The organism is Marinoscillum sp., from assembly GCF_965229915.1.
Taxonomy (GTDB): Bacteria; Bacteroidota; Bacteroidia; order Cytophagales; family Cyclobacteriaceae; genus Marinoscillum.
This window is the reverse complement of the sequence record NZ_CBDDJZ010000001.1, coordinates 155,940-168,811: the sequence shown is the minus strand read 5'-3', so window position 1 is coordinate 168,811 and position 12,872 is coordinate 155,940. Positions and strand designations below refer to the sequence as shown.

The following is a 12,872-nucleotide window of genomic DNA, read 5'->3' as shown; positions in this document are numbered from 1 at the left end:
CGACTAAACGGCATTTAAATTTTGCTCTTTAGGAGTTGAGTAATTTCATCAATACTCAGCATATTTTGAGATCCGTCTTTCATGTTTTTGAGGGAATATTTGCCTTCAGCCATTTCTTCTGACCCGATGACAAGTACATAAGGAATTTCCTTTTTATCTGCGTAATTAAATTGCTTTTTCATCTTAGCAGTGTCAGGAAATATTTCAGCACGAATGGCTTCATTTCTCAGGTGACGTAAGAGTTTGAGCCCGTGTTTCATACACGCTTCATCAAAATGAGAAATCAAAAGATCTGATGACTGGGTCAATGATGATGGAAATAGGTTAAGCTCTTCCAGTACGTCATAGATCCGGTCTAAACCGAATGAAATACCCACGCCAGACATTCCTTCCATTCCAAACACTCCAGTTAGATTATCATACCTTCCTCCGCCAGTGATACTGCCAATTTTAACATCTGTCGCCTTCACTTCGAATATCATACCAGTATAGTAGGAGAGCCCTCGCGCCAGGCTAAAGTCCAATTCTATTTTTAAATCATTTTGCCCATATCGATTTAAAAAGTCGAAATATTCTTGAAGCTCTATGGTTCCCTTGTTCTCCCCAATAATAGCAATGATATCCGCTAGTTGTTTAGTGGCATCCTGCTGACCTTCAAAAGCCGTCACGACCTGTTTGAGATGATCATTGTTAGCTCCAAGCTCGAGTAGTTCATCCACCACTTTGTCTTGACCAACTTTGTCTAGCTTATCAATCACCACGCAGAATGGCATCTCTTTACCTGCCAGGCCAGCATATCTTGCCAGCTCCATAAGGATTTCCCGATGATTGATTTTGAGAACAAACCCACCGTAACCCAAATCAGCATAAACATCATGAATGAGCATGGTGAGTTCTGCCTCATTTACCAACGAGTCTGTGCCGATGATATCTGCATCACATTGATAAAATTCACGATAGCGGCCTTTCTGCGGTCGGTCGGCACGCCATACTGGTTGTACCTGAAATCGCTTGAATGGAAACGAAATATCATTCTGATTCATCACCACAAAACGGGCAAAAGGAACAGTCAGATCATACCGTAGGCCCTTTTCAGCTATTTTAGGAAGGAGGGAGGCACTACCAGCGGTGTACTCTTCGGTAGTTGTTTTCTTAAGATAATCACCTGAGTTGAGGATTTTGAATAATAGCTGATCTCCTTCGTCACCATACTTACCAGTCAATACCGATAGCTGCTCCATGGCGGGTGTCTCGATCTGATTGAAACCGTACTTTTCAAAGTTTCTTTTGATCGTCTGGATGATGTACGATCTCTTCGCAGATTGAACAGGTCCGAAATCACGGGTTCCTTTCGGTAATGAAGGTTTTGAAGTTGCCATAGAATAATTTTGGACAAAACTAACTAATACTCTAAATTTGCACCTCGTTAAAACGAAATGATCAGAAAATGGCTGTTACAAGATTAGAAAGAAAAGGTAGAAGAAATAAGTCAAGAGCTAAAAACAGGGTTAATGCAATCAAAAGATTGAACACTGTTCCTACTATCAAAAATGTGGACGTAGAGGAGATTAAGAAGAGTTTCGAAAAAGCTCCTGCGAAGAAAGCTACACCTAAAAAGGAGGAAGCTGCTGAAGCTAAGGCAGAGGCAACTGAAAAGGTGGAAGCTAAGAAAGAAGCTAAAGCAGAAGCTCCTGCGGAAGAAAAGCCTAAAAAGGCTCCAGCAAAGAAAGCGCCTGCTAAAAAAGCAGAGTCTAAGAAGAAATCTGAGGAGTAACAGTCCTTTGACTTACGATATCAAAAGCCCTGGCAATGTTGTCAGGGCTTTTTCTATATAAAGCCAGTCATACGATACATCAGTAGACCAAGCACTTCACGAATGATCAGCTCCCAGGTAGTAAGCGCGGTAGCACTTGGGATGATCCATGAAAAGGACCAGTTCCAGGAATCACTTTTGAAATCCACTGGATATGGAATCGCCTGAATACCTTGCTTTTCGAAGCAAAGCAACGCCCGCTTCATATGAAATGCTGAGGTAATAAGTAGGATGGGTTGATTCTTCATGCCAAGAGAATCTAAAACTTCACTTGTTCTAATCGCATTTTCGTAAGTATTTCGGGAATCCTTTTCAAGCAACAAGTCAGATGGACTAACACCACGTGTCGTTATGAAAGCTGCCATAGCTACACTCTCTTTCTCTTCTGGATTCATTACTGAACCCGAACCTCCAGAATAAATCAATCTGCTTACAATGCTTCTATGGTAGAGTTCGATAGCTTCTTCAACTCGTTCTACATTTCCATTCAGTTGTATTTGATCAGTATCATCGCGAAAGGCGACAATTCCACCTAGGACTACTCCTGTTTGAACCAGGGGGATTTGGTCTATTGGTTTTGGAGGTGACTCTAGTTGTTTTAGCGCCAGATTAGATAGGAACGGGTTAGTTAGAATAACCAGCAGGCTCATTCCAATCCCTTTACCCAACTTTTGCCAAATGCTTTTTTTGGAGAGAAACCCCAAAAGCAATAACCCAATGATCCACACCATTGGGTTATACAAGAAGGAAAGAATTTTTGATGCTACGAAAAACATTATCCAAACACTGAGACGATCCGTTTAAAAACATCAAAATAGAGCGTAATCATCAAAATCAGTGACATGAACCAGATCATTACAATGTTGAAGTAGAGCGTGTCATACCATACACCTGCAAAGTGTTTGGTCGGTTGGTAAAACTGGGCTCGGAAATCGAGTGAGTGATTCGGGAACTCCGGATCGTTATAAATAGGGTAGAGCTTCTGAATGTAGTGATTATTATGTTCCATTATTCGATGGTCCGTTCCCATGTTCTTAACCAACATACTCAGTGCCTCGTTGGTATGCTTTTTCTTTTTTTCTTCGTAGGCTTCCTGTCCAGCTTCAGTTTTGATATAATCTGCCATGATTTCACGCTTTTCCTCATTAGCCTTTTTATATCTTAAGTTATAATAGGCTTGCAGCTTCTGTATGAAAAGAAGTGTTTCTTCATAGACCTTCGCATTCCAATCTTTCGTATTGAGCTGATCCAGGTATTGAAATTTGTCAGCTCCTACTTTTTGCAACTCTTTACTTAGTTCATTGCGAATAGTTGTTAAGACATAATTGAGCTCTTTCATTTCCTCTTGGTTATCTCCTGCCACCTGATGATGGATGGTCTCGAGTTCTTCAGTCATTCTAGGGAATAGGTATCCGGTTTTAAATTCTGACTGAGCCATTATCTTGTCATAGGGATAGAACTCGCTTTCAAACTCATTATTTTTGAATTGTGTGACTGCCATCGCTTCAAAGGCCCATCTAGAGGCCATGATTTCACCAATCATTGGCACTTTGTCTTCGGTTGTAATGACCGGATTGAGCTTATCAAAATTGACCACAACACCACTCAATATCAATTGTGGAATCACTAAAAGGGGTATGAGGATGTAGACCGTGATGGCAGATTTGAAAGTGGCACTAATATTTAGTCCCAGTACATTGGCAAAACACGATACACTGAATAGTATCATCCAAAACGGGAAAAACATACCTTCGATTCCTAAAATGGAATTTCCGATCAAAATGAATGTAAGGGTCTGAAACCCAGAGATTCCGAACAATATGATCATTTTAGATAGGATGTAACTAAATCTACTGAGGTTCAAAAAGGCTTCTCTCTTGAGTATTTTTCGGTCTTTAATGATCTCTTCAGCACTCACTGTCAATCCCATAAACAACGCCACGATCACGCTCATGAAGAAGAAAACTGGTATATTCATGTTTTCGCTGAAGTGGTACGTGGTGGTATCTTCAGGCATGTACCTGACAATGAATGCCAATAGAAATGCCAGAACGGGTGCCTCCAGGAGGTTGATGAGCAGATACTGTTTGTTACTGAGTTTACTTTTGAAATCTCTAACGGTAAAAACCCCAAGCTGCTTTATTTTATTGGGGATGTGAAGCGTTTTTGGTGGAACCGCATCAATTTCCTTGATGGGTTTGATTTCAATTCGTTTTTTGAAGTATTCGTGCCATTCCTTTGGCGATGTTTTACGCTCTTTGGTGAAATTTCCATATTCATTCACCACTTTCGTTTCTATGATATTGAAAATCTGCTCAGGATTAGCTCCAGAGTTCTGATCCACGATTTTCGCAATGTTTTTAAAATAAGACACAGCAGCCACTGGGTTGCCATAGTATATCTGAAAACCACCTACGTCGAGTATCAGGAGCTTATCAAACATCTTAAAAATGTCCTCAGAAGGCTGATGAATCACCACAAATACCATTTTACCTTTTAGCGAAAGCTCCTTCAGCAAGTCCATAATGTTTTCTGAGTCACGGGAGGAAAGACCACTCGTAGGCTCATCCACAAATAGGATAGAGGGTTCTCGCAGTAGTTCCAGACCAATATTTAGACGCTTCCTTTGACCTCCGGAAATGGTCTTTTCGAGTGGTGAGCCAACTTTAAGATTTCTCGTTTCATACAGACCTAATGACTCTAGTGTTTTGGTGGCGAGGTTTTGCAATTCACCATCATTGAGATCTTTAAAGCAAAGCTTAGCCGCATAGAAAAGGTTGTCAAATACCGTAAGCTCTTCAATCAGCAGATCGTCCTGAGGTACGTATCCAAGTACCCCTTCTATTTTGCTTTTATTGAGGTGAATGTCCACTCCGTTGATCCGAACGGAGCCCTCTGAAGGTTTCTCGTTTCCATTGAGCACGTTGAGTAGGGTGGATTTTCCAGCGCCACTACCACCCATGAGAGCAATCAGCCTGCCGGATTCCTCCTCAATGTTAATATGTCTGAGCCCAATATTTCCATTCTTGAATCTGTAAGACACATCCCTTGCCACAAAAGTGAGCTGGTTGTTTTCCGCGAGATCTCTGAAGTTGTTTACGATCTCACTATGATAGATCGGTACGGTATTTCTAAACTTGAATGTACTTCCTACTGGTAGCGTATAGATTTGGTTGGTCCGCATAGGGACATCATTCAAAGTCACCACTTCTTCACCAATGTGCTTGGCAAGATAAACACCCACTTCAGGTATGCGCAGGATCATCAGGAAATCCCCAAAGGACTCTCGGACTATTCGATTACACTTTTCTGGTAGCTCATTCTTACCATTATCAATAATCAGGATGTTTCGAGAACTTATTTTACTCCTTTCCTGAAACAGAACGAATGCCTTAATCAAGTCAGTGATTCTACTGGAAATATTAATTTCCTCAGAGATCAGGTAGAGTAGTTTCTTTTCTCTTTCTGATACTCTACCATCAGCCGCTATCAGCACGATCAGGTTCAATATGATCACAACCTTTTGTTGTGCGGTTTGCTCATTGTTGATTCTTCGGCAGATGTCTTTGATTCTATTTTCTTCACTACCCAAACTTGACTGATTGGCAGCTATAGCATCAAAAAGATTGAGGTAAACAAGTGCGGTTTGTTCGTTCAGGTTATTTCTCAGGAAGGTTTCAATAGAGGCTCTTTCATCAGAGGTAACATCATCCTCACTTGCAACAATAGCCAGGAGATTGATAATGGCATTGAGTATTTCTTCGCTCATCAGCGGTGGTGTTTATTAGGTTAGGAAAGGCTAAAAATACAAAAAGCATTGGAATTGCATCCAATGCTTTTTTTTAAGATAGGTTGGTCAGAGTTTATTGAAACTCAACAATGTCAGTTCTGATTCTTTTGACCTCAGATCTAATTCCACTTAAAGTGGATTCTGTTAGTACAAAATCACCCGTGTTGCTTGCTATTTTTTCCTGCACGTCAGCAAGGTCAGTTTCGTAAAGCACACGTAAGATTTCCAATTCATTGATCATGTGATTGATGATGTCATCATCTGGTAAGTCTTTCATGAGGCCAATTACATCAAGAAGAGGTTTCTCCTGATCCAGTACTACCTTTACTAGCGGCTCAAGAATGAGGTTTCTAGTGTCGGCATCCAATACATCTTTAGGGTAGGTTTCGATCACCTCAATAGCCAGGTAAAGCCCTTCAATAAACGAACCGGCTAAAACCAAGGCAGCAACAGATACTCGATCTGCACTTTCAAGACGATCTTCCACATCCAAAATGGATTGATTCAAAATCTTGTTCAGTGAATCTGGATTGTCCAGGTTAGTTTGAAATTTCTCTACGGTAGCTACGCTGAATACCGAAGCAACCCCAAGGCTCTCTGCTAGTTTTTGAGAAGACTCCAGGTAATCTGTTGCCGTTTCTAACTGTTTGTATGAAATAAGGTAACCCATGTCAGTGGCATAGATGCCAAGGTTTAGAGCAGATTCATCTTCATTAGTCAAGTATTTAGGCAGTCGGTCTAAAGAGTTAATTATATCCTTGTTAAAGTCAGCACCTGTAGCTTGCAAAAGGTATGGCACTTCGGTAGGGGAAGGTAGATCCTTGATCACCTGATCCATATCCGTCACAATTTTCTTTTCTGCCTCTTCAAATGCTACGTCATCTGCTGAGGATTTGGAAGATCCTCCACCACAACTGATCATGGTTGAAAGAAAGGCAACTGAAACAATAAGCGTTAGTGTAAATCGCAATGACTTGTTCATTTTTACAATGGTTAGGTTTTTATTTGCTCTCAATTTTAATGTTTTTTGAGTCCGATTGAAAGGTTAGTCAAAATTAAACTCAATTATACCAAAAAAACTACTAAAGTTTAAATGGCGGGAATTAGTTATAGCAGTTTGAGAGCGGGGCAAAAGTATTGGTTGGTGAATTTTGGTGAACGCTATGAATTCGAAATCCTCGAAGTGTTGCCACCCGAGGATTTCAAACTAAAGGATTTAAATACACTAGAGTCATATCTCATGTCTGACCTTACCAGGTATGGAAGAGGCCAGGATTTTGAAATACGAGATTTAGGCTAGCTCATAGAATGATTTGGATTTGGATGGTAGGCTAGAGGTGCCTTGTAGAAATTCATCCACAGCTTTAGCTGCTTCTCTACCTTCCGATATAGCCCAAACCACTAGTGACTGACCTCTGCGCATATCTCCAGCGCTGAAGATACCATTCTGGTTAGTCGTATAATTAGTGGCCTGTACATTACCTCTACCATCTACTTCCAAACCAAACTGCTCCAACATGCCAATTTTTTCAGGGTGAACAAAACCAGCAGCAATTAATGCCAGGCTACATGGGATAATCCGATCGGTGCCTCGAATCTCCTCCATGCCATTCTCTCCCCACTTAATATCTATGATTTTGAGTCCGGTAAGCTCGCCATCTTTATTGCCCACAAATTCTTTGGTCAATACCGCCCAGTCGCGATCACAGCCTTCTTCATGTGAAGATGAAGTCTTCAGTGTCATAGGCCATTCTGGCCATGGATTGGTTTTAGATCTGGATTCTGGTGGTTTAGACAAGAGTTCAATCTGAGTGATGGATTTAGCTTTGTGTCTGTTAGAAGTGCCGACACAGTCTGAACCGGTATCTCCACCACCTATAACCACCACATCTTTGTCTGTGGCGACCAGTTCTTCAGGTAACTCTTCACCTTTATGATTAAAAAGCATCTCAGGATTCTGAGAAACGCGTTTGTTTTGTTGAGATAAAAAATCCATCGCAAAGTGTATTCCTTTTAGCTCTCTACCTGGGATCGGCAGATCTCTCGGTACTGTGGAGCCTCCACAAAGTAGAATTGCATCAAAGTTGCTCTTCAACTCATTTACATCCACATTCACACCTACGTGGGCATTGGTTTTGAAAACAATACCTTCAGCCTCCATCACTTCCAATCGGCGGTCGATAGTCCATTTTTCTAATTTGAAATCAGGGATACCATATCTTAACAGTCCACCAATCTTGTCTGCTCGCTCAAAAACGGTCACGTTATGACCCGCTTTGTTGAGCTGAGAAGCAGCTGCTAGTCCTGCTGGTCCAGAGCCAACTACAGCCACTGATTTACCAGTGCGGTGCTTAGGAGGATTAGGCTTTACGAGCCCTAGTTCAAATGCCTTTTCGATGATTGACTTCTCAATTAGCTCTATGGCAACTGGGTCCTTGTTAATCCCCAATACGCAAGAACCTTCACAAGGAGCCGGACAAATTCGGCCGGTGAATTCGGGAAAGTTATTCGTGGAGGTCAATATGTCATAAGCTGCTTCCCAGTCTTTGTGGAAAACGGCATCATTGAAATCAGGTATTTGATTGCCCAATGGGCAGCCACTGTGACAGAATGGGATACCACAATCCATACATCTGGCAGCTTGCTCATTTTTCTTTTCGTCAGAAAATGGCTCATATATTTCCTGATAATCTTCTATTCTTGATTCGGGTTTTCTACTTTTTGGTAACTCCCTTTTGTATTTTAAAAATCCGTCTACTGCTCCCATTATGCTACTTTTTCTTTAAGTTTTCTTTCTTCCAACACACGTTTTAGGTCATTCGGCATCACCTTGACAAAATACTGAGACATGTGATCCCAGTCATTCAGAATGCTACCTGCCAACTGACTGCCAGTGAAATCGTGGTGTGCTTTTATTTCTGTCTTCAAGTATTCCATATCTGTTTCGTCCAGAGGATCCAGTCCGACCATTTCAGGATTGACTCGGTCTCTGAAAGTTTCCGTAGTATCGAATATGTAGGCTACACCACCACTCATACCAGCAGCAAAGTTGTTTCCTGTTTCACCCAGGATGATCACTTTTCCGCCTGTCATGTATTCACAGCCATGATCTCCAACGCCTTCTACTACGGCCTGAACTCCTGAATTACGTACACAGAAACGCTCACCAGCAGTACCATTGATATAAGCTTTACCGGATGTAGCACCATAGAAGGCTACGTTTCCGATAATGATGTTTTGATCTGGCTGGAAGGAAGCTTCTTCCGGTACACTTACCACAATGGTGCCTCCTGAGAGTCCTTTACCACAGTAATCATTGGCTTCACCCACCAATTCAAAGTTGATGCCTGGCGCTAAAAACGCTCCAAAGCTTTGACCAGCGGATCCGCTAAACTTAACATTGAACTGGTTGAGCTGGACACCCTTGCTTCCATATAATTTGGACACTTCGTGGCTGAGCATGGCTCCAACGGATCGGTCCACATTGACAATCTTGTACTCTTTGTTGTTGTAGCCCTTCTTAATGTAATCTTCGATTAACTTCCGGTCGAGTACTTTTTCCAATCCATGGAGCTGATCGATCTGCTTGTACTTACCAAACGATCCGGGGACACTCACCTGGTGAAGGATAGGAGAGAAGTCTATGTTTTTAAGTTTCCAGTGATTCAACTCAGATTTCACCTTCAGCACATTCGACTGACCTACCATTTCGTTTACCGTACGGAACCCGAGCTCGGCCATGATTTCCCTCAGTTCTTCAGCCAGAAAGGTGAAGAAATTTACAACATGATCTGGATTACCTGTAAACAGTTTGCGAAGCTCAGGTTTCTGTGTGGCGATACCCACTGGGCAGGTATTTAGATGACACTTCCTCATCATGATACAACCCTCCACAATCAGAGCGGTGGTTGCAAAGCCGAACTCTTCTGCACCAAGCAAACAAGCCATGGCAATGTCCCTACCAGTCATGAGTTTGCCATCTGTTTGGACTACTACGCGGCTTCTTAAGTTATTTTTAAGGAGTGTTTGGTGCGCCTCAGCCAGGCCAATTTCCCATGGAAGACCCGCATGCCTGATGGAGCTCAAAGGAGAAGCTCCGGTGCCTCCATCAGCTCCCGAGATCATGATCACATCTGCTTTTGCCTTAGCGACACCAGAAGCTATTGTACCAACACCGGCTTCTGAGACCAGCTTTACGTTGATTCGGGCATGTCTGTTGGCATTTTTCAAATCATAGATCAGCTGTTTCAGATCCTCAATAGAGTAGATGTCATGGTGAGGTGGTGGAGAGATCAATCCCACACCAGGGGTTGAATGCCTGACTTTAGCAATCCACTCATCTACCTTATGTCCCGGTAGCTGACCGCCTTCTCCAGGCTTAGCTCCCTGTGCAATCTTAATCTGTAATTCTTCAGCTTCTTTTAGGTAGTTGCTTGTTACCCCAAATCTACCTGAGGCTACCTGCTTAATGGCCGATCGTTCCCAGTCACCGTTAGGTTTGCGCTCAAATCGGATTTCATCTTCACCACCTTCACCACTATTACTCTTACCACCGATTCGGTTCATAGCTATTGCCAGAGTAGAGTGAGCCTCGTGAGAGATTGAGCCAAAAGACATAGCTCCTGTGGCAAATCGCTTCATGATGTTGCTTGCTGGTTCTACTTCCTCAATCGGAATTGAAGATCTTTTCTTGAAGTCAAAGAGGCTTCTTAGTGTAATGGTGTTTTCCTGATGGATATGTACTGCCTCGGAGTATTTCTTCCACAAACCATAGTCTTTCAGTGAAGTAGATTTCTGTAGGAGGTGAATGGTTTCTGGATTTAGCAGGTGTGCCTCACCATTGCGCTTCCACTGGAAATATCCACCTATTTCTAATAGCTTGTTGTCAGAATCGAACCCAGCATGATGCTTGATCAGACATTCCTTCTCCAGATCTTCAAATGTCAATCCTTCAATTCTGCTGACAGTGCCTCGGAAGCAGGTGTTCACGATCTCAGAGCCTAATCCCACGCATTCAAATATCTGTGCTGATTGGTAAGACTGAAGGGTAGAGATACCCATTTTAGAAAGGATTTTTAACAATCCGCCACCAATTCCCTTGGCATAGTTGTCATAATAAGTCTGAAGTGGGACTGAGGGGTCTAACTTTTCATCGTCTATTAGATCTTGAATCGCTTCATATACTTTGAATGGATAGATGGCACTAGCACCGTACCCGACCACCGTAGCATAGTGATGTGTTTCCCAGACATCACCAGACTCGGCAATTAAGCCGGCATTGGTTCTAATATTATTCTGAACCAGATGATGGTGTACACCACCTATTGATAAAAGTGTTGGGATTGGCACGCGTTCTTCATTAATGTTTCGGTTAGAAACGATAATGATTTTCTTACCTTCCTCAACGGCAGTTTTAGCGTCATCACATACTTGCTTGAGTGCAGTCTTGAGATCTACTTCATTGGGCTTGTAAGTGGCATCTACTATTGCATAATCAAACCCAAGTGCCTTCTGATTGGTCAACTTGTAGAAGTCCTCTTTGGATAGTACTGGCTGAGAAATGTGAATCTGCTTGGTGTGTTCTGGTGTTTCGTCCAGAATATTCAATGACTCACCTACACGAGTGAATAGTGACATCACCAAACGCTCTCTTATCGGATCGATAGGAGGGTTACTCACCTGAGCAAAGTACTGCTTGAAATAATTGGAGATATGCTGACTTTGTCTGGAAAGTACAGCTAGTGGAGCGTCAGCACCCATCGAACCAACGGGTTCTTTCGCATGTTCAGCAAGTGGTCCTACAGTTAATTTTAAATCTTCCTGAGTATAGCCGTAGGCTTTAAGCTGCTTTCTAAGTAATTCTTTGCTAACCTTTTCTTCATTGATTTCAGGATCTGGTAGTAGTCGCAATTTGATGCGCTCTTGTTTGATCCAGTCAAAGTAAGGTTTGTTTTCTACTATTTTCTTTTTGATTTCATCGTCCTTGTACAGCTTGTTGTTTGGCAGGTCCAACCAGAGCATTTTACCAGGCTGAAGACGACCATTTTCCACGACATTTTCAGGTTTCACAGGCAAGGCTCCAGTTTCTGATGCCATGATTAGTCGGTTGTCTTTGGTGATGCAGTATCTAACCGGACGCAGACCATTTCTATCAAGAGTGGCTCCCAGTTGCTTTCCATTGGTAAAGAACAGTGCTGCAGGTCCATCCCATGGCTCCATAAGTGCTGCGTGATACTTATAGAATGCTTTTTTCATAGCATCCATGTGGGAGTTGTCTTGCCATGCCTCTGGCACCAGCATCATCATCACGTGAGGTAGAGATCTGCCACCCAGAACCAATAATTCTATGAGTGCATCTAGGTTGGCCGAATCAGAGTTGGCTGGATCAGTTACTGGCATTAACCACTGAAGCTCCTTTTCCGAGAAAAGAGGAGAGGACATGTTCGCCTCCTTCGATTTCATTTTATTCACATTACCACGAATGGTGTTGATTTCGCCATTGTGTGCCAGGTATCGGAATGGCTGTGCTAATTTCCAGTTAGGGAAAGTGTTGGTGGAGAACCTTGAGTGAACAATCGCAAATGCTGATTTAAACTCTTTGTTCTGCAGGTCATGAAAATACTGTTGCAGCTGCTCGGTTTTAAGCTGTCCCTTGTAGATGACCGTTCGTGCAGAAAGGCTACAGATATAAAAGTCACCATTTTGGCTAATGACTTTATTACGGATCTCATGAGTAGCATAATTATTAAGTACGAAGAGTTTTCGCTCTAATTCTTCTTCAGTAAGGTCTTCGTTGACTTGGATGAAAATTTGTTCTATGTAAGGTTCGGCTGCTTTGGACTCATGACCTGGAACTTGCTCATTTACAGGCACTAATCGGTAGCCAATTAGCTCCAATCCAAGGTCTCGAAGGCAGTTATTTAAAACCTTGCGACACTCTTCGCGCACCTGATAGTGTTTTGGGAAAAAGATCATCCCTACACCATATGAACCTTTTTCTGGAAGTTCAATTCCAAAATTTCCTAATTCGGTTTTGTAAAACTGGTGAGGAACCTGCACTAAGATACCCGCTCCATCTCCGGTATTTTCATCACTACCGGTAGCACCTCGGTGCTCCATGTTTTCTAACATCGTCAACGCATCCTTCACTGTTTTGTGCGATGGCTTATTGCTAATGTCTGCCACGCACCCAACTCCACATGAATCGTGCTCTAACTCTTTGGTATACAGTCCTTTAGTTGACATGAATAATTATGCTTTAATCGTTAA

The 12,872-nt window shown here is 42.3% G+C and carries 8 protein-coding genes; 2 read left to right on the top strand and 6 right to left on the bottom strand.

Going from position 1 to position 12,872, the window contains the following annotated elements:
- Positions 1–14: 14 nt before the first annotated feature.
- Positions 15–1,379 (bottom strand): histidine--tRNA ligase, encoded by a 1,365-nt coding sequence (hisS, locus tag ACO067_RS00700; RefSeq protein ID WP_421869263.1) that lies wholly within the window; start codon positions 1,377–1,379, stop codon positions 15–17.
- Positions 1,380–1,447: 68 nt separating this feature from the next.
- Here hisS and ACO067_RS00695 point away from each other — a divergent pair, with 68 nt between their 5' ends.
- Complete coding sequence (locus tag ACO067_RS00695; protein WP_421869260.1) at positions 1,448–1,774, top strand: hypothetical protein; 327 nt, start codon at positions 1,448–1,450, stop codon at positions 1,772–1,774.
- Between the two features lie 53 nt (positions 1,775–1,827).
- Here ACO067_RS00695 and ACO067_RS00690 read toward each other — a convergent pair whose 3' ends face one another.
- The 3 genes from ACO067_RS00690 to ACO067_RS00680 form a co-directional block, all read right to left on the bottom strand.
- Positions 1,828–2,556, bottom strand: coding sequence for a YdcF family protein (locus ACO067_RS00690; RefSeq protein WP_421869257.1), 729 nt, complete (start codon positions 2,554–2,556; stop codon positions 1,828–1,830).
- Positions 2,557–2,588: 32 nt separating this feature from the next.
- Positions 2,589–5,582, bottom strand: a complete 2,994-nt coding sequence (locus tag ACO067_RS00685; RefSeq protein ID WP_421869254.1) for an ATP-binding cassette domain-containing protein — start codon at positions 5,580–5,582, stop codon at positions 2,589–2,591.
- A 94-nt stretch (positions 5,583–5,676) separates the two neighbouring features.
- Positions 5,677–6,585 carry a hypothetical protein gene (locus ACO067_RS00680; protein WP_421869251.1) on the bottom strand — a complete coding sequence of 303 codons (909 nt, stop codon included), beginning with the start codon at positions 6,583–6,585 and terminating at the stop codon, positions 5,677–5,679.
- Positions 6,586–6,696: 111 nt separating this feature from the next.
- Between ACO067_RS00680 and ACO067_RS00675 the strand changes: the two genes are divergently transcribed.
- Complete coding sequence (locus ACO067_RS00675) at positions 6,697–6,903, top strand: hypothetical protein (protein ID WP_421869248.1); 207 nt, start codon at positions 6,697–6,699, stop codon at positions 6,901–6,903.
- On the opposite strand, the gene ACO067_RS00670 is transcribed toward ACO067_RS00675, so the two are convergent.
- Positions 6,895–8,370, bottom strand: coding sequence for a glutamate synthase subunit beta (locus ACO067_RS00670; protein ID WP_421869246.1), 1,476 nt, complete (start codon positions 8,368–8,370; stop codon positions 6,895–6,897). The two genes, ACO067_RS00675 and ACO067_RS00670, sit on opposite strands and share 9 nt — an antisense overlap.
- Positions 8,370–12,848 carry a glutamate synthase large subunit gene (gene gltB / locus ACO067_RS00665; RefSeq protein ID WP_421869243.1) on the bottom strand — a complete coding sequence of 1,493 codons (4,479 nt, stop codon included), beginning with the start codon at positions 12,846–12,848 and terminating at the stop codon, positions 8,370–8,372. Before gltB ends, ACO067_RS00670 begins: the two co-directional genes overlap by 1 nt.
- Positions 12,849–12,872: the final 24 nt, after the last annotated feature.